The following is a 17,416-nucleotide window of genomic DNA, read 5'->3' as shown; positions in this document are numbered from 1 at the left end:
CTTAATTCAATGAGCCCGGCTGTGGAGATAGTTTCAGCACAATACGTCACTGTGCCCGCATCGGATACGTCCCTGGGGTTGAAAGCATAGCTGAGGTCAGCTGACTTATCGGAGTCAACACTGCAGCCACGGATAGCCTTTAGTCATGAAGGCTCTCGGTGTAGCGGCGCTTCAGCTCGGCTGCTTTAAGAATCTCGTTGGTTCGCTCGTATGCTCGAAGAAGGACGGGATAGGCAATAGATCTAAACTTTGAATCACCCCGCCCAAAGCGTACTTCCAAAACCTCGATAACTGCTCGGGAGGCACCTTTCCTGTCGAGTACGCCGGCTAGGGCACCTGCTGCAATCAGGTCATTTGGCGCCTCAGCGACTGCCTCCTTGAGTGCCACCGTAGCCTTGTCTGTTGCATCCGGTTCGCCAGAATCCTTCATCAGAATGCCGTACTCTCGGTAAATGAGAGAACGATCAGAGCCGCGGGTGGGTGCATTCGCCATCGCTTGCCCGTAAAGGCGGAGTGCACCGGCGAGGTCGTGGCGTTTGTGTCGGAGGAACTCGCCATAGAGTCGAGCGGCACGCCATGACCTTGGCGCTCGGCTGAGTGCCTGCTGAAATAGCCTTTCTGCCACGTCAAGCTTGTTTTCACGTTCGGCTGCGACTGCAAGGTCGACGAGAGCGGTATCATCGGCAGCGCCGCCCTGACGCAACTGCCTGACGATCAGCCTCTCTTCGGAATTTTTGACATCGTAGGCCTCAAACCAATTGCGAAGCTTCTGGTGTAAATCTCGAGCCTGGGCCGCGTTCGATCTCATATCGTGTTGCACAAAAGCCCGGGTTATCGGTAGTAACGTGTAGCAGTAGTCGTTTCGGTTCGTGTCGAATTCGCGAACTGCCAAGGAGTCGTTGACGAGATCGTCCAATGAGTCAATAACGTCGATATTGCCGGAAGCCGTGGAAGCGACGATTGCTTCGATTGGAATGGCGCGTTGCAATACGGAAAGCACCTGAAGGACACTCCGTTCCAACGGGCTCAAGTTGTCAAATATTCGCCTGAAGGAGAATTCGAGAAGCTCTTCACTTTGTCGGCCAATGGCTACAGCGGCCTCAGCAGACGCTATGGCTTCCTCCACCGATTTACTGCGAGAAAATGCCCACCGTATCGCTAGCGGGATACCATTCCATGCAGATCCTACCCTCAGCGCCTCGGTTGGAGTAATACGTCCGAGGTGTTTGAAGGCTGATTGCTTCGTCAACATGAGAACGAAGGCAACGACCTCTTTGTCGTTCATAGTACGAATGTCAACCGGACGAACGGCCACACGGACTCGAGATCGACGTGAAGTGACAATGGCTCGGACGCCGACAGGGAGCTCGTCTAAGAAATCGATGATACGTGCGTCATCAACCGTTTCAAGGTTGTCAACATATATAAGACCGGTGTCACTTCCGAGTAAAGTGCGGACTTCCTCTTCCTTTTTTTCGATTGGCAGCTCGCGTAAGTCAGGGAATTGCAATACTTCGGCGATTTCGTCTAGAAGTCGTTCGAAGCTCGTAAGTTTATTTTCGAGGCCAACAATTCCGGTCGCCGTCAATTCTCGATCTTTGGCCGTCACGCTGACAATATACTTGAACGTTTTTGCCTCGTAAGCTCGTAAGGTGGCCCATGTAGCTAGTGCGGTCTTGCCCATCCCGCCAATTCCAATCAATGACGTGACAGCAATGCGGCCATCCCGCAGCGAGCGCTCGATTCGCCTGCCCAATTCTGACCGCTGCACAAACTCTTCGTATTCAGGTTTGAGGATGCGGAAGTATGGGATGTCTACGGCAAAAGAATTGCCCACGGTGGGAACATGTAGGGACTGGATCCACGCCTCTGTCTTTGCTGGAGTGAGGATTCTAGTGCTGTCGCCCTCCCTCCTTGCAGAGCCTCTTTCTCAAACTTCCGTTTTCCGTTGAGCAACGGCGCCCCGGCGCGGAACCTGGCAGGCATAGGCCCGCGCGGTGGGATCAACGCGACACCGAGGTACCGCTGATCATCCTGTATGAATTCTCGGCTGTACTCGACGAAAATGTTGTCAGGCAAGTAGCGGCGAAGTTGATCATTGAACATTTTGCTGTCCAACATCCGAGTTGCGCCCACGAACTGGAAGGATGCGTCGTCGACGCCGAAGAATATGAGGCCGCCTTGCTGATTGTGGAATGCGAGAACGTCTGAGGCGATATTGGCCCAGGCTGCATCAACGTTGGGGCCGCTTTTCGGCGGACAATCCCTCTTGTAATCCCACAACTCGGTTTCGTGGTTGTATCCAAAGCGAGGTCGGATTGTAGATTTGTCGTAAACAAATCGCAGTGCAACGGCAATGTTCTTCTGCCGAATCGCCTGGGCGATCTCTTCGCGCATGTCTGCCCGCCTTCCGATCTGGCGAGCACTATAGCGTTTGGGTGCCACAAGGTCCATGCACGTCTAACGATCGGCCCCGTCGCTCCGTCGCGGCTCATTGGGCGCGCAAGAATTGCCCGAATCGGGCCAAATCTGCGGCCTTGAGGACTTGATCCAGGATCGAGATTATTTAGCGGTGGGATCGATATCGACGGTGCAAAGCGTCTGGTCCGTATTGCCGGCGTTCGCGTAGGCGAACGGAGGTCGGTCCAACGCGGTGGTTCCCCTCTGCTTGCTGGAGGACTAATGGACCCTCCAAGACAGGGCCATGCGTTGGTCTAGGCAACGCGAAGGTCGCTCCGAGCGCTTAGCGTCACTACGTCGAACGCTCCGCAGTGTACTGTCAACTTTGCAGGCTAGGGGTTCGTACCCGCTATCCAGTCGTCAACCCGGGGAGCGGGGTGAAGACATCGTGAGGAAGCCGGACACCATCGGTGCCAGGATTCGCTACTGGCGGATGCGCCGTGGCGGCATGACTCAGGCCGTCCTCGCGGGGCTAGCTGGTGTCACTCAGTCGTACGTGTCGCAGGTCGAGTCGGGGCGGAAGACGATAGATCGTCGCTCCACCCTGGTGGCTCTCGCCGCTGCTCTCCAGGTCACGGTGGCGGACCTGCTCGGCCAGGGCACCGAATCCGGCGACCCGGCCCGCGAGGGTGCCGCCGAGTGCGTGCCCGCGATCTGGTCGGCTCTGATCGAGATCGAGGACGGCGAGCGCCGCCCTTCGAGCTATGCGGCCGATCGCCTAGCGGCCGAGATTGCCCGCGCCGAGCAACTACGCACCTCGTGCAACTATCCCGCGATGGCTCGGATGCTCCCCGGCCTGCTCCTCGAAGCCGCCGCCGTGGGCGGCACCGTCCTCGTCCAGGTGGCTTACCAAGCCGCCACCTGCCTGCGGAACCTCGGATACCGCCACCTGGCACTCAACGCCGCCCGGCTCGCCGGGACGGTCGCCGAAGGCACCGAAGACCCGGCATGGATCGCCGCCTCCCGCTTCGCCTACGCGCAGAGCCTGCCAATCGAATCCGCATCGGTTGCGGCCCGTGCAGCCGACCGGTCACTGACCCAACTCCAAGCCGACGCCGCCGACGAGCGGGTGCGACAGATGCTCGGACAACTTCATCTCTCGGCCGCGTTGACGTCGACGGTCAGCGGTCGTCAGGACGCGGCACGCGATCACCTTGCCGAGGCGGCCCGCGAGGCGGCAACCCTCGGGGATCCGACCGACGGGGCTGGCTTCAACGGCTGCGGGTTCGGACCAACCAACGTCGGGCTCTGGGAGATGTCCATCGCCGCCGAGCAAGGCGAGTCCGGCCGAGTCATCGAGTTGTCCCGCACGGTCCGACCGCAGGTGCTCGCGGCGTCCATCCGCCAGCAGTCCTACTGGCTCGACCTCGGTCGTGCCCTGGCTGACGGCGGACGCAGAGACGTTGAGGCGCTGGCCGCGTTCGTGCAGGCTGAGCGAGCAGCGCCGATCCCGTTCGCCATCAACCCCCTCGCCCGCGATGCCGTGGTGACCCTGGCCCAACGCGCCCAGCGCCGAGCCATCCCCGACGACCTGCGCCTGCTCGCCGGCCGCATCGGCATCAACCTGGCCGCATAACTGCCAGTAATCACCGCATCACCAATCCACCCTAGTGTCCGGTTTGGGACGTGACCGCGTCCCGATGACCTGGCGCTGTGGTGGTCGATCCCGAGCACGGCTGCGCCCTTACCGGATGAGGCGGGGATGAGCGGTCAGGACGACAACCCTCCGGAGAACACGGGTGAAGCTGCCGAGCGGGAGGCTGCCAAGCAGCGCCTCCTGGCCCAAGCCGAGGCGGAGCGCGTACCAGTAGACGACACGACCCGCGCGGTCCCGGACCGGCGGTGGCGGCGTGACCAGCGATGACCTCCCTATTGGCCGAAGGGTGGCGAGCTGGCGGGTGCGGCGGCAGATGACCCAGCAGATGCTCGCCGACCGGCTGCGTAGGTCGAAGAGCTGGGTCGACAAGATCGAGCGGGGTGTCCGCCCCCTGGACCGGTACTCGGTGATCCAGGAACTGGCCCACGTCCTGCGCGTCGAGCCGGAGGCGCTGCTCGGCCAGCCGCGGAGCACCCCCGCGGGCACGCCGGACGGGGTGGACGACATCCGGGCCGCTCTCGCCCGCTACGACCTCCCGCAGGCTCCACCGCAGACCGACGAGCTGCGACGGCAGGTCGGGCACGCCTGGTTGACCTACCAGCACGCGCACTACGGGCAGTTGGTGCGCCTGTTGCCGGGCCTGCTCGACACCGCCCAGGGCGCGCGATCGGCGGAGCTGCTGGTGCAGACGTACCGGATCACCTCGTCTCTGCTGGTCAAGCTCGGCGAGGCCGACCTCGCCTGGCTGGCCGCCGACCGGGCGATGGGCGCCGCCGGCGACGACCACGCCCTCGCGGCGTCGGCGGCCATCGCCGTCGGGCAGGCGCTGCGCGCGTCGGGCCGCGACCGCCTCGCCCTGGCCGCGACACTCGCCGCCGCGAACCGCATCAGGCCGCAGCGGTCGGCGGGGGAGTGGGCCGTGGGCGGGACGCTGCTGCTCCAGGCCGCCCTCGCCGCCGCCGGCTGCGGCGAGCACCACCGCGCCAAGGAGCTGACCGACCGGGCCGCGGGCGTCGCCACCAACCTTCGGGGGTACGACGATCAGCACCGCACCAGCTTCGCCCCGATCACCGTCGAGCTGGTCCGGGTGCTGCTGGCGGCCTCGCGGGGTGACACCGACGAGGCGCTACGACGGCACTCGACAGTGGTGCGGCGGGAGGCGTGGCGGCGACTGCCGGCCGAGTATCGGGGCGCGTACCTGGTGGACGCCGCGCGGGCATACCTCCAGTTGGGTGACCTGCGCGGGGCCGCCCGCGCGCTGGTCGACGCGGACAGTGTCGCGCCGGCTGAGGTTCGGTGCCGGCCGTTGGCGCGTACCGTGATCGCTGATGTCGCCCGCGCGAACCCGGCGCCGGCCGGCGTGGCGCGCCTGGCGACGCTCGTCGGCCTCACCCGCTGAGCGGCCTGAGGGTACCGACCCGGCCGGTGGCCGGTGGCCGGCGGCAGCGGCCGAGCGGCCCGGCGACCCCGACCCCGGTCAGCCCGGCAAGGCCAAGGTCAGCGATCGGTGACCGACCAGTCTCAGCGGTTGCCCGGTCGGGTCGATGCGGCACCCATTGCCCGTAGGTGTGCCAGCCCTTGTGCCCAGGACTGAATGAGGGTGGTTTCGTGGTAGGCGATCTCGTGTTCCGCGCAGAACTGACGGATCAGCGGCTGGGCGTGGCGGAGGTTGGGTCGGGGCATGCTGGGGAAGAGGTGGTGTTCGATCTGGTAGTTGAGCCCACCGAGTAGTGCGTCGAGGAACGGGCCGCCGCGCACGTTGCGGGAGGTGAGGACCTGTCGGCGTAGGTAGTCGAGGTTGTCGGCCTCGGTCAGGATGGGCATGCCCTTGTGGTTCGGGGCGAAGGAACTGCCCAGGTAGAGCCCGAAGAGGGCCTGGTTGACCAGGATGAACACGATCGCCTGCGGCACGCTCAGGACCAGGAACACGGCCCCGAGGTAGCCGGCGAAATGCAGGACGAGCAGGCCGGCCTCCGTGCGCCGGCGCCTGAGCCCGCCGCCGCGGACGAGCGCCCGGACGCTGGCGGCGTGCAAATGCAGACCCTCCACCAGCAGCAGAGGAAAGAACAGCGCCGCCTGGTGCCGGACGAACAGCGCCCGCAGGCCCCGCTGCGCCGCAGCCTGACCCGGGGTGAAGGACAGCGGAGCCACCATGAGGTCGGGGTCGCGGCCCTCGGTGTTCGGGTTTGCATGGTGGCGGTTGTGCTTGTCGACCCACCAGCCGTAACTGATCCCGGTCACCAGGTTGGCGCACACCAGGCCGACCACGTCGTTCGCCCGGCGGGAGCGGAAGATCTGCCGATGCCCGGCGTCGTGACCGAGAAACGCCAGCTGCGCGAGGAGCACCGCGACACCGGCCGCGGTAGCCGTCTGCCACCACGACGACCCGAGCCGCACGAACAGCACGCCCATCAGTACGAGACAACCCAGCATCACCGTCACCCGCGCCGCGTAGCGGCGGGCTCGTCGGTCGAGGAGACCCGCGTTTCGGACCACGCGGGAAAGGTCGGCGTACTCACTGCCCCGGTCGCTGCGGGCGCCAAGATCCGTATCACTCAACGTCGCCACTCCTTGTCAGCCACGCCGATCAGCTCGCCGGCTCCGCTGTCAGCCATGACCAGGCGTTCGCGCAACGTCATCGGTGGTCCGACGGGATCGAACAAGCAAACCGCCGCTGACGGCCCCAGTCTTCCTCACAGCCACGTCTTCGCACGAGGAAATCGGCAGCTCACGATGACTGATACGCGAGCAATACCCGCCCTCGTGTAAGTCTGCCGATTGGCTGGGGGCTTCGTCCGTCGAGTCCGACAATCAGCACCGCACCAGCTTCGGTGACGTGCGTGGGGCGGCTCGGGCCCTCGTCGAGGCGGACAGTTGTCGCGCCGGCCGAGGTTCGGTGCCGGCCTCTGGCGCGTACCGTGATCGCCGTTGTCCCCCGCGCGCAGCCGGCGCCGGCCGGCGTGGCGCGACTGGCGACGCTCGTCCGCCACACCCGCTGATCGCACCGCCCTCACCCGGACCTCAGATCCACCGGGTACGCCTCGTCGCGGACTGAGCGACGAAGTCGCGATCGGGGACGGAAGTCCGACGTTGTGTGTTCGTCCGCTCACGGAGGGTCCAATCTGGAACCCGGCTCGCCGTGGGGGCGGTCGTAGACAGCGGACAGTGGAGGTTCGGATGCTGATCATCGCGGAGGAGCGGGACACCTACCCACCGAACGGTCAAATCCCCAACCTGGAGACCGACGAGAAGGCGTGCCACGACATCCTGACCCGGATCAAACCGCTGCTGCCCAGCGACCTCACGGGCGAGGTGGTCGGGGCGTTGGTGAACTGGTCGGCGAGCAAGCTGGTGCCGCACCGAAGCTTCGGGACCTGGGCCGAAGCCATCACCGCCGCGACCAGCAATGCGCGGAACGACATGGCCCTTGCCACCGACGACAGCCAACGGCAGCGTGACGAGGCTGTCGGCGGCGACGACCTGGCGAAGCTCAACGCGGCGGTGGCGAGCACGGGGCGGACCGACGACCGGCAGATCACGTTGCGCGACGAGAGCCGCAGGTGGGCGAACTGTGGAATGGCCGCGTTTCAGATTCGCGAGCAGTTGCGCGACAAGGGCGGCGAGCCCGTCCGCCTGTCCGGCCAAACCTACGGGAAGGGGAAGGGCGACGCGCTCAAGCAGGCGCTGCTCGTCCAGCCCGCCAACGCCCAGACCGTCCTGCTGCTCGACTGCCAGTTCCCGCAGGTGCACAACTTCATCATCGAGGTGCACCACGACGGGTCGCGCTACCTGGCCCAGGGTTACCAGGGCACGTACTTCGCCCACTGGTGGCTCGGAATCAACAACAGCTACTCCGGAGAGGCTCCGCCCAAGATTCTCGCCCTGCGCGAGCGGTACGGGTTGGGTCGCGCGATCAGCCCGGAGAACTACGAGAGCCTGCTCGACGGCCTGGCCGCGGCCATCTCGTCCGGCTGGCAGGAGACCGCGAACCAGTGGCAGACGTTGCCGTTCAACCCTGACCGGCAGGAGATCGACGGGATCCGCCGCCGGTCCGAGGCGCCGACGATCCTCGTCGAGGTGTTCGAGCTGCGCAAACCGGCGGTGGCTCGGGCGGCGCTCGGCGGTAACGGCGACGCGTCGCTCAGCGAGCTGGCGACCCGAGGACTGACAACCGCCTGACGCGGTGTTCCCGGTCCGCACCCAACCGGCAGGGAGCACGGAACCGCGGCGGGACCCGGAGAGGTCCCGCCGCGCGCGCCTATGCGCCCGAGATGGCCTTGAGTGCCGTGTCGAGTGCCTGGTCGGCCGGGACGGGTACGTCGGGGACCACTCCGACGCCTTCCCAGTTGGTGCCGGTGACGCTGTTGATGGTCCGGGCGGTCGGCACGGTCACCAGGATGTGTTCGGTGATCGGGTGGCGGGCCGTCGGATGCGCGCCGCCGCGGGTCGTCTCGCCGACGACGACCGCCCGGCCGTGCGCCTGGAGGGTGTACGCCACGTCCTCGCCCCCGGAGAACGTCATCGCGCTGGTGAGCACAGAGACCGGGCGGTCGACATAGCGCGGCGCGGGAAGGTGCGCGGCAGTCCAGAACTGGCGAGTGGCGCCGGTGGACCGCTCGTAGAAGTCGTTGAGGTGCACCTGATCGTCGCGGAAGAAGTAGCTGCACCACATCGCGGCTCCCTCCGGTGCTCCGCCGGAGCACGCGCGCAGGTCCAGGATGAGCGCGGAGCTGAGGGCGACCAGTTGCATGGCCGCGCCGATCGCAGCGGCACCTTCGTCGGCGTACGCGATGCGCCGCACGTCGATCAGCCCGACGTTCCCGTCCACCTGCTCGACCCGGCGGATCCCCTGGTTCTCCGCCCTGAGCAGCGCGAGGAACGCGGCCCGCCCCCCGTCCTCGTCCGCCGGATCGAGCGACTGCGGCTGGTCGGCCCAGAGCAGCCGCAGATGCTTGTCCGGGCACACCTGCTGAAGGTGAGCGGTCACCGTCTCGCAGAGCGCCGGCCCGTCCAGGTCGTCGTACTCGCCGGCCTTGAGGCGGCGCCGGATCGCGGCGTCGATGTCCGCGACCTTCGCAGGAAAGACGTACCCTGCCTCGATCCGATCCAGGGCCTGTTCGATTATCTGTTCGTTTGAGAGCACGGCGGGCCACGGTAGACCGTGAGCAGCCTCGTGACCATCGAATTCCGCGCAGCCCCGGGTGCCGAGCTTCCGAGCCGCGTCGGACTAGGAGCGCGGCAGCATGCCCACGAGCGATGTGATGATGGCAAGCCGCAGGGCTGTCCGCAGGTCGATGTGGTGAACCGCGAGCGCCGGCTCGGACTCGTACACGGCGAGCAGGCTCGGCGGCGGCGAGGTGTAGGCGGACAGTGCGCCAGCCATCAGCAAGGCGTTCAGGCAGAACAGCTCGGCGCGGTCGCCGACCTCGGGCAGGTGCCGCCGGATGAGGTCGGCCATCACCGCGAGGTTGGCCAGTGAGGCGCGCTTGTGCCGGCGGACCGCCTCGACCGAGACGTTGTGTTCGAGCACCCCGCCCTGCGCACCGAAGAGATCACAGAGCACCGTCTGGGCGGCGAGCGACCGGCTGAGCACGTCCGCCGTCTGCTCGGCCCGTTCCAGCGCAGACCCGCTCGGGTCGACGCCCTGGCCCAGTTCCTGCTCCAGCTCGGCCAGCCAGGTCGTCGTCCGGTCGTCCATCAGGTCGAGCAGCACCGCTTCGCGGGACTCGAAATAGCGCAGCACGGCTGTCTTGGCCAGGCCCACCCGCCGGCTCAGCTCGTTCAGCGTCACCTCGGCCACCGGCATCTCGTCGAGCATCGCCGAGGTCGTTTCCAGGATCGCCTGGCGCCGGACCGCGCGCTGCTCCTCGCTGCGCGCCCGCTTGAACGTCATGTCGCCAACCCTAACTTAGGTACCGCCGGTCTCTTGACAGTGTACCGGCGGTACTTTACCGTTCAGGCATAACTTACCGGCGGTACATTGGGAGCCTGAGATGAACTGGACCGAGCAGCAGATTCCGCGCCAGGACGGCCGGGTGGCCGTGGTCACCGGGGCCAACACCGGGCTGGGCTTCGAGACCGCCCGGCTGCTCGCCGAGCGCGGGGCGTCGGTCGTGCTGGCCGTGCGCGACACCGAGAAGGGCAAGCGGGCCGCCGCCCGGATGAACGGCGACGTCTCCGTACAGGAACTGGATCTGACCTCGCTGGACTCCGTGCGCGCGGCCGCGGCCGACCTGCGCGCCGCCCACCCGCGGATCGACCTTCTGATCAACAACGCAGGCGTGATGTACACCCCGAAGCAGACCACCCGCGACGGCTTCGAGATGCAGTTCGGCACCAACCACCTGGGCCACTTCGCGCTCACCGGGCTGCTGCTCGACCTGCTGCTGCCCGTGCCCGGCTCCCGGGTGGTCACGGTCAGCAGCGTCGGCCACCGCATCCGCGCCGCCATCCACTTCGACGACCTGCAGTGGGAGCGTTCGTACGGCCGGGTCGCCGCCTACGGCCAGTCCAAGCTCGCCAACCTGATGTTCACCTACGAGTTGCAGCGCCGGCTCGCCCCGCACGGCACCACGGTCGCGGTGGCCGCACACCCCGGCGTCTCCAACACCGAACTGGTCCGCAACTCCCCGGCGGTCGTCCGCGCACCGATCACCTGGCTCGCCCCGGTGATCACCCAGCCCGCGACGGCCGGCGCGTTGCCCACCCTGCGGGCCGCCACCGACCCGTCCGTCCTCGGCGGGCAGTACTACGGCCCCGACGGCCTGGGCGAGACGCGCGGCCACCCGGAGCTGGTCACCTCCAGCCCCGAGTCCTACGACCTGACCGTGCAACAACGCCTCTGGGCCGTCTCGGAAGACCTCACCGGCGTGCGGTTCCCGGTCGGCCAGGCAGCCTTCGCGGCGTGACCGTGCCACGAGGCAGGTGACCGGTCGCGGCGAGGCCCGGACGGGTCCCGCCGCGACCGTCAGCGTGAGGTCTGGCGACGTCAGCGGGGCGCGACGCTCAGCCCTCGGCCGACCTGCCAGGAGGCGGCGGGCCAGGCCGTGATGAAGCCAGCGATCAGCCCGATCTGGCCGGCGAACCAGAATGTAGGGCTGTCGGGTCGCAGGGGTGGTTCCGGAAAGACCATGTGATGCGCCAGCGTCAGCCACGCGAACAGCGCCACCTCGAACGCGGTGATCGTCAGCAGTTCGATCTTCACGACTGTTGTCAGCGCGTACCCGATCTGTGCGACGCTGCGATCCGGCCGGTCGAAGAGCCGAAAGAGAACAGCGATCGTCACCGCCGCCAGATAGTCGCCGGCGTAAGCGATCCACAGCCCGTTCTGGGCCGGGTCGAATCTGACGGCGTACAGGGCAACCTCGGCGACGATGAAGCCGAGAGCGCAGTGCGCGCCACAACGGGACACCTGGGTCAGGATGATGCCCCGGTGGGGCCGTCGAGGTTGATCGTCCCGCCGCCGTGGCGAGAGCGCCTCGGGCCTGCCCCATTTCCAGTAGAGGCAAACGGCCGCCGGACCGACGTAGAGGACGGTTACCAGCCAGACGATCTCCATGACCTTGACCGGCTGACGGTGCCCGTAGAGATAGGTGTCGGCGAGGACGATCGCGAAGCTGACGACGCCGACCGCGAGCGAGGCCCAGGAGAGCGCCACGAGCCAGGTTGGCTGCATCCTCGCCCCTTCCACGCGCCGGGCGCCGGTGCCTGCCGCGGCCGATGGGGGAGGGGGCTCGTTGACTGGTGTCGACGGCCGAGGACGCCCCACAGTCTTTCACGGCGTACTCGTCCGTACCGGCCGATCGGCCGTTCGTCGTGCTGGCCGCTAGCTGGCGAAGTCGACGCCCGCGAACGTGGCGGAGCGGTGCGCGGCGAGGTGTTCGGCCTGTGCGGTGATGGCGTCGCGCGTCCCCGCCGACAGTCTCTGCCAGGGCTGGACCGCGATCGTGAGCGTCCTGCCGGACTTGCGGGGTCGCCAGGTGCCCACCAGGTCGCCGTCGACCAGGACGGCGCCGGGCCGACCCAGCACCGGCCACAACTCCTTGGCGTGGGCGGGGCCGGGCACCAGTGTCAGCCGGTCCCTGGCCTGCAGGAACAGGTCGAACGGGCCGAGGAGGCGGGTTGTGGTGGCGTCGGACGACTCCAGCGCCTTGTCGTCGGCGGCCAGCAGCCAGCGCACCTCGCCGTCGACCGTCACCTCGACCACGTCGTCGGGCCAGCGCGCCTTCACGTCCTTCACGGGGGCGTCGAGATAGCCGGCCACCTGTTTCGGGGTGGCCGGGCCGAGCAGGCGAAGGTACGCGCGGATCAGGTCGAACCGGTCGACCGGGGCGGCGGCCCTCGTGAACCCGGTGATGCGGCGCAGGATCGGCGGCGAGGTGTCGAGTTGCAGCTCCAGGCCGGCCCGCGCGGCGGCGAGCCGGAACGGCATCTCGTAGAGGTGTGTGGCGTCGCAGACCCGGCAGAACCGCAGGTACGGCTCGGGTAGCACCGTGGCCAGGCGGCCGGAGACGTCTCCCTTGACCGTCGGCGTGGTGACGATGGTCCGCATGCGCGCGGCCACCTCGTCGAGGGCGGCGAGGTTGTCGATGCCGGCGGCCTTCAACGGCTTGGCGGCGTCGTAGATGCGCTTGCCCGCGTCGGCATCGGAGAACGGTTCGACAGCGGCCACCACGTGGCCCACGTCGGCTCGGCGGTAGAGGTGCGGGGCGCCGCGCACCGTCCACAGCAGGACCACGTCCGCGTCGGACATCGCGGTCACGTCGACGCCACGGACAGCGAGGACCCACCGGGCCCCGTCCGGACCGGTGTTCTGCACCCCGATGTCGAGGACGGCGGTGTCGGCGAGCGTGCCCTCGTCCCGGTCGAGCTGCTGGGCCCGGACGCGGAAGTTCATCACCTGGCGCCGATCAACCATGTCTGCACCCTAGCCACGGCGGCTCGTGCGGTGGGCCCAGGCGTGCAGCGCCCGTACCGGAACCGCCGCGGCTCACTCCACCTGGGCGTGTCGTGATCCGGACACATTGGCCGCGCTCGCCCTGCACGCCCGAACTCACCTGCGTGGACGGTCGCCGTCGCTTCCGCCGGTCCCGGCGGGGGAGCTGGCGCGGGTGTCCACACGCGGCGCCCGGATGGTGCAATAGGGGAACGCTGATGGCAGCAATGACGGAGGTACCCGTGGACGGTGTGGAACTGCTTCTCGCCGCCCTGGCGCTCGGCGCGTCGACAGGCGTGGCCGACGCGACAAGCGCCGCGGTCCGCGATGCCGCCGAGAGCTTCCGGGGCCTGGTGCGTCGCCGGCTGACCGGCGAGGGCCAGGAGGCGCTGCGAGCGTTCGAGGCCGGGGGCACCGACTCGGGCGTCTGGCAGGTACACCTCGCCGACGATCTCACCCGCGCGGGCGTCGACCGGGACGAGCAGATCCTCAGCCTCGCGCGGGAGCTACTGGCGAGGGCCGAGGCGACCGGGGTGCGCACCGAGATCGGGCAGGTCGACCTGCGCGGGGCGAAGGGCGTCCAACTCGGCAGCTACAGCACCCAGCACATCACCTTCAACTGAGGCAACCGGGCAGATGGGCGACAGCGGGCAGCCGGAGGACGACCGGTCGCGCGGCATCGACGCCCGCCACGCCCAGGGCGTGCAGTTCGGCCCCCACAGCCGCCAGTACATCAACTTCGGCCCGGTCGTACGGTCGGCGTACCTGGCGGAGGTGCACCGGATCGCCCCGGCCGACCTGCTCGACCGCGATGCCGAGCTGGCGCGGCTCGCGGCCTTCTGCACCGGCGACGGGTCGGGCGCGTACCTGCGGTGGGAGGCTGCCCCGGGCACCGGGATGACCGCGCTGCTGTCCTGGTTCGTGCTCCACCCGCCCCCGGGAGTACGGGTCGTGTCGTACTTCGTCGTCGCCGGCCGCACCGAGCGGGAGACCCGCGACGCGTTCGTCGACGTCGTGCTGGAGCAGTTGGTCGAGCTGACCGACCGGTCCATGCCGGGCCATCTCACCGGGTCCACCCGGGAGGCGCACCTGCTGGGCCGGTACGTCGACGCGGCCCAGGCGTGCGAGCGGCGGGGCGAGCGGCTGGTGCTCATCGTCGACGGCCTCGACGCCCGACGCGACGCCTCGGCTGTCGCGACGCTCCTGCCCGACCGGCTGGTCGGTGGAATGCGGGTGGTGCTCGGCACCGACCTCGGGTGGCGCGCCCCCGCCGACCTGCCACCGCGGCATCCGCTGCGGGAGCCGAACCGGCCCCACCTGCTGGCGCCGTTCGTCGGCCCCGACGAGCGCGCCCGGCGGGACGCGGACGACGCCCGGCGTGCCGACGAGCGGGCCCGGCGGGAGGCGCAGCGACGCCAGGCCGCCGAGGAGCGCCGCACCGCGCAGCGGCAGATCGACCAGTGGCAGGCCGCCGAGGCGGAACGGGCCAGGCCGGCGGCGCGGGCGGCAGCCGTGCGGCGGGCGCTGACGTTCGTCGCCGGGTGGACGGGCCTCCTCGTCCTCGTCACCTGGTTGGCCCGGGGTTGGCCCGATCCGCGGGTCGCGGGCATCCTGAGCGCCCAGCTCGTGGCGGGTGGGCTGGCCGCCGCGATCGTGCTCGTACCGTCGGCGTTCCGGCTCGGTGCGGCGTACGCGTCGAGGCCGGCCTCGCCGGCCGCCTGGATCGATCGATCCCGGTACGGCCTGCTGATGCAGGTGATCGCCTTCCTGGTGTTCGTCGTCCTGGGCGGAGCTGGCGCGGGCGACTACCTCGACGCCCTCGACGACCGGCAACTGGAGCGGTCCGTCGGCCGGGCCGGGGCTCTGCCCTCCTTCGACGAGGTGGTGGCGTTCCTGTTCCTGCTGCTCATCGCGGTCGGCTGCGTCGCGGCCGGCCTGTACCTCGCCGCGAGAGCCGTCCGACCCTGGTCCGAACGGCACCGGGAGCGGGAACGAGCGTTTCGGGCACTCGTCGACGCGGCGGCCGCCGCTGCCGCGCGCGAAGCGTCCGCGGGAATGAGCGCCGACGTGCTGTCCCCGCGAGCGGCCGACCGGACCAAGGCGTACCAGAACATGCTGGCCCGGCTGGGGCAGCGCCGGCGTCACCCGCCCCGCTAGGTGCCGTCGTCGGCGAAGGCGCGGGGTGTGAACGGAGTCAGGAGGAGATCGGTGAGGCGCTGCGTGGCGTCCTTGTCACCGGTCAGGTCAAGCACGCCCGCGTCCACTGCCGCCGCCACGGTGATCTGGTGCCCGCAGACGGCTCGGAGGGTGTCGATGTCGGTGGTGAGTGTCGCGTCGGGTTCGGGGGTCGTGCCGCGGCGCAGCTGCACCGAGTCGTCGGCGACCTCGGCGAGGTAGGTGTCGGCGTCGATGTGGAACGCGTAGACGCCGCGGAGATCGGCCGCTCGCGCCGGATCGAACCCCGCCTTGATGGTGAGCAGCAGGGAGTCGATGCCGAGAGCGCCCTCGGGTAGCTGCGGGGACTGGCTGCCCCAGCGGCCGAACTGCAGCAGGATGGGCTCCAGCGCGCGCCCCCATTCGGTCAGCTCGTAGAGGTGGACACGCGTCGGGGGCCCCAGGTCCCGCCGTCGCACCACGCCGTGCTCGGTCAGCTCGCGCAGCCGCTGGCTCAGCACGTTCGGGCTCACCCCGGGGAGCCCGCCGAGCAGGTCGTTGAAACGCCGGGGGCCGAGCAGCTGCTCGACACCCCCGTGGCGCGGCGCCTGCTCGTGGCGCCACTGGCCCGGCTCGCCTACACCAGCGGGGACGGGACGCCGCGGCTGATCCCGGTGAATTTCCTGTGGACCGGCGACGAGCTGGTCGTCGGCGCGTTCGCCGGCACGTACAAGATCCGCGACCTGCGTGCCCGACCGGACGTGGCGATCTGCATCGACACCGCCGACGCGCTACCCGAGGTGCTCATGCTGCGCGGAAAGGTCACCCTGACGGAGGTCGAGGGCGTCCTGCCGGAGTACGCCGTCATCCAGCGCGCGGGGATGGGCGACGAGGTGGGCGACGCCTACCTCGCGGCGATCGACAAGCCGGGCCTCCGGATGGTCCGGATCGGCCTGCGCCCGACGTGGGTCGGAGTCGTCGACTTCCAGGAGCGCTTTCCCGACCGGACACCGGAACCCGTCCGAGCCACGCTCGGCGGCGGTCGCTGACCAGCATCAACGCACCATGATGGAGGACTGGGATGCCGAAGATCGTCGTGTCGATGTGGATCACCCTGGACGGATTCGTCGCTGGCCCGGACGACGAGATGGACTGGCTGCTGGCCGACGACCAGCTGCAGAGGTACGAGCGGGATCTGGTGGAGAGCGCCGGCAGCCTGATGCTGGGCCGGGTCACCCACGCCGACTTCGCCGGCTACTGGCCGGTGGCCGCCCGCAACCCCGACGAACCGGCGGCCGTCCGCGGATATGCCCAGCGACTCGACGCTCTGGAAAAGATCGTCGTCTCCGCCTCGGGCAACATCGCAGACTGGAGGGGCACCCGGAGGATCGCGCGCATCGACCCCGACGAGATCGCCGAGATCAAGCGTGAATCCGGCGGGGACATCGTGGTCTACGGCAGTCTGGCGGTGATCCGGTCCCTTGCCGATCTCCGGCTCATCGACGAGATCCACCTCCTGGTGCACCCCCTGTTCCTGCGCCAGGGCAAGGCGCTGTTCGACGGCGGGCGACCGCCCGCACGACTGGACCTGGTGTCCGCCGAACCCTTCGAGTCCGGCGTCGTCCTCATGACGTACCGCCCGCGGGGTGCTGCAACCGGGCGGTCGACGCCGAGAAACTAGAGTCGGTGGCGTGCGGATCCGGATCGAGGGCAGTGACCTCCCAGGCCGTCGCGCCGGCACGGACGCCGACGCGCTGCGGCTCGGCAACGTGCACGTCGGAATCCAGCGCAAGACCGAGGTGATCGATCGCGTACGGGCCGACGCGGGCACGGCGAGCTGGAACGTCGAGGTGTCCAGCCGGGAGGTCGACGGGGTGCTGGACGTCGGCGGACCATTCGTGCACGGGCGCCCCGGAGCGCGGTTTCTGTATCTGAGCTGGGGCGCGCTGTCCGATGACGGGTTCGCGATGTTCCGGCGAGCGAAGCTGATGTTCACCGACATTCCGACCGAGCTGCTGCGCGCCGCGCACGAGGGCGGCGGGCTGCTGGTGGGCAGTCTGGGGTTGACGGACGCGACCGGGGGGCCGGTGTGCGCTCGGGTCCACCCACCCGCCATCACCTGGACGGTGCGACAGCCGCCGGCCGCGACGTCCACCCGGCCGCCCGTACCGGACGGACGGCCGGGGGAGGGGACGTCGTCAGGCCACCAGTGAGACCCGCCCGTTGTCCAGGTCGTAGCGGGCGCCCACGACCCGCAGGGTCGCCCACCG

17 protein-coding genes are annotated in these 17,416 nt (G+C 68.5%); 9 read left to right on the top strand and 8 right to left on the bottom strand.

Going from position 1 to position 17,416, the window contains the following annotated elements; all coding sequences use genetic code 11:
- Window positions 1-139: 139 nt before the first annotated feature.
- On the bottom strand, window positions 140-1,837 hold the full coding sequence (locus ACFYPH_RS16505) for a tetratricopeptide repeat protein (RefSeq protein ID WP_387182510.1): 1,698 nt from the start codon (window positions 1,835-1,837) through the stop codon (window positions 140-142).
- Window positions 1,816-2,397, bottom strand: a complete 582-nt coding sequence (locus tag ACFYPH_RS16500; RefSeq protein WP_387182508.1) for an ATP-binding protein — start codon at window positions 2,395-2,397, stop codon at window positions 1,816-1,818. The genes ACFYPH_RS16505 and ACFYPH_RS16500 overlap by 22 nt, the downstream gene beginning before the upstream one ends.
- A 448-nt stretch (window positions 2,398-2,845) precedes the next feature.
- On the opposite strand from ACFYPH_RS16500, the gene ACFYPH_RS16495 reads away from it, so the two are divergent.
- Together ACFYPH_RS16495 and ACFYPH_RS16490 are read left to right on the top strand one after the other, a co-directional pair.
- Window positions 2,846-4,036 carry a helix-turn-helix domain-containing protein gene (locus ACFYPH_RS16495; protein ID WP_387183133.1) on the top strand — a complete coding sequence of 397 codons (1,191 nt, stop codon included), beginning with the start codon at window positions 2,846-2,848 and terminating at the stop codon, window positions 4,034-4,036.
- A 274-nt stretch (window positions 4,037-4,310) separates the two neighbouring features.
- Entirely contained in the window at window positions 4,311-5,456 is a 1,146-nt protein-coding gene (locus ACFYPH_RS16490; RefSeq protein WP_387182506.1) for a helix-turn-helix domain-containing protein, read from the top strand.
- A 122-nt stretch (window positions 5,457-5,578) separates the two neighbouring features.
- Here the strand turns inward: ACFYPH_RS16490 and ACFYPH_RS16485 are convergent, their stop codons facing one another.
- Complete coding sequence (locus ACFYPH_RS16485) at window positions 5,579-6,625, bottom strand: fatty acid desaturase family protein (protein ID WP_387182503.1); 1,047 nt, start codon at window positions 6,623-6,625, stop codon at window positions 5,579-5,581.
- 609 nt (window positions 6,626-7,234) lie between these two features.
- Between ACFYPH_RS16485 and ACFYPH_RS16480 the strand changes: the two genes are divergently transcribed.
- The gene (locus ACFYPH_RS16480) at window positions 7,235-8,236 is read left to right on the top strand and encodes a hypothetical protein (protein ID WP_387182501.1); all 1,002 of its coding nucleotides are present in this window, start codon (window positions 7,235-7,237) and stop codon (window positions 8,234-8,236) included.
- Window positions 8,237-8,315: 79 nt separating this feature from the next.
- Here the strand turns inward: ACFYPH_RS16480 and ACFYPH_RS16475 are convergent, their stop codons facing one another.
- Together ACFYPH_RS16475 and ACFYPH_RS16470 are read right to left on the bottom strand one after the other, a co-directional pair.
- Window positions 8,316-9,200 (bottom strand): S41 family peptidase, encoded by an 885-nt coding sequence (locus ACFYPH_RS16475; protein ID WP_387182499.1) that lies wholly within the window; start codon window positions 9,198-9,200, stop codon window positions 8,316-8,318.
- Window positions 9,201-9,284: 84 nt separating this feature from the next.
- The gene (locus ACFYPH_RS16470; RefSeq protein WP_387182496.1) at window positions 9,285-9,950 is read right to left on the bottom strand and encodes a TetR family transcriptional regulator; all 666 of its coding nucleotides are present in this window, start codon (window positions 9,948-9,950) and stop codon (window positions 9,285-9,287) included.
- A 100-nt stretch (window positions 9,951-10,050) separates the two neighbouring features.
- Here ACFYPH_RS16470 and ACFYPH_RS16465 point away from each other — a divergent pair, with 100 nt between their 5' ends.
- Window positions 10,051-10,965: an SDR family NAD(P)-dependent oxidoreductase gene (locus tag ACFYPH_RS16465; protein ID WP_354860744.1), complete on the top strand. Its 915-nt coding sequence runs from the start codon at window positions 10,051-10,053 to the stop codon at window positions 10,963-10,965.
- 80 nt (window positions 10,966-11,045) lie between these two features.
- Here the strand turns inward: ACFYPH_RS16465 and ACFYPH_RS16460 are convergent, their stop codons facing one another.
- Together ACFYPH_RS16460 and ACFYPH_RS16455 are read right to left on the bottom strand one after the other, a co-directional pair.
- Window positions 11,046-11,732, bottom strand: coding sequence for a DUF4396 domain-containing protein (locus ACFYPH_RS16460; RefSeq protein WP_387182493.1), 687 nt, complete (start codon window positions 11,730-11,732; stop codon window positions 11,046-11,048).
- 150 nt (window positions 11,733-11,882) lie between these two features.
- Window positions 11,883-12,974, bottom strand: coding sequence for a winged helix DNA-binding domain-containing protein (locus tag ACFYPH_RS16455; protein WP_387182490.1), 1,092 nt, complete (start codon window positions 12,972-12,974; stop codon window positions 11,883-11,885).
- Between the two features lie 245 nt (window positions 12,975-13,219).
- On the opposite strand from ACFYPH_RS16455, the gene ACFYPH_RS16450 reads away from it, so the two are divergent.
- Both ACFYPH_RS16450 and ACFYPH_RS16445 read left to right on the top strand, forming a co-directional pair.
- Window positions 13,220-13,615, top strand: coding sequence for a hypothetical protein (locus ACFYPH_RS16450; RefSeq protein ID WP_355067248.1), 396 nt, complete (start codon window positions 13,220-13,222; stop codon window positions 13,613-13,615).
- A gap of 13 nt (window positions 13,616-13,628) precedes the next feature.
- Window positions 13,629-15,149, top strand: a complete 1,521-nt coding sequence (locus ACFYPH_RS16445; protein WP_387182486.1) for a hypothetical protein — start codon at window positions 13,629-13,631, stop codon at window positions 15,147-15,149.
- On the opposite strand, the gene ACFYPH_RS16440 is transcribed toward ACFYPH_RS16445, so the two are convergent.
- Window positions 15,146-15,679, bottom strand: a complete 534-nt coding sequence (locus tag ACFYPH_RS16440) for a winged helix-turn-helix transcriptional regulator (RefSeq protein WP_387182483.1) — start codon at window positions 15,677-15,679, stop codon at window positions 15,146-15,148. The genes ACFYPH_RS16445 and ACFYPH_RS16440 overlap by 4 nt on opposite strands.
- A gap of 63 nt (window positions 15,680-15,742) precedes the next feature.
- On the opposite strand from ACFYPH_RS16440, the gene ACFYPH_RS16435 reads away from it, so the two are divergent.
- From ACFYPH_RS16435 to ACFYPH_RS16425, 3 genes are read left to right on the top strand one after another with little or no spacing between them, the layout of a single operon-like run.
- Window positions 15,743-16,195: a pyridoxamine 5'-phosphate oxidase family protein gene (locus tag ACFYPH_RS16435; protein WP_387182480.1), complete on the top strand. Its 453-nt coding sequence runs from the start codon at window positions 15,743-15,745 to the stop codon at window positions 16,193-16,195.
- A gap of 32 nt (window positions 16,196-16,227) precedes the next feature.
- Complete coding sequence (locus ACFYPH_RS16430) at window positions 16,228-16,827, top strand: dihydrofolate reductase family protein (protein ID WP_387182477.1); 600 nt, start codon at window positions 16,228-16,230, stop codon at window positions 16,825-16,827.
- A 10-nt stretch (window positions 16,828-16,837) separates the two neighbouring features.
- Window positions 16,838-17,359 (top strand): DUF5990 family protein, encoded by a 522-nt coding sequence (locus ACFYPH_RS16425; RefSeq protein WP_387182475.1) that lies wholly within the window; start codon window positions 16,838-16,840, stop codon window positions 17,357-17,359.
- Window positions 17,360-17,416 lie beyond the last annotated feature (57 nt).

This window comes from Micromonospora sp. NPDC005252 (assembly GCF_042872475.1).
In the GTDB taxonomy this organism is placed as follows: Bacteria; Actinomycetota; Actinomycetes; order Mycobacteriales; family Micromonosporaceae; genus Micromonospora.
This window is presented reverse-complemented; position numbering and strand designations above follow the sequence as displayed.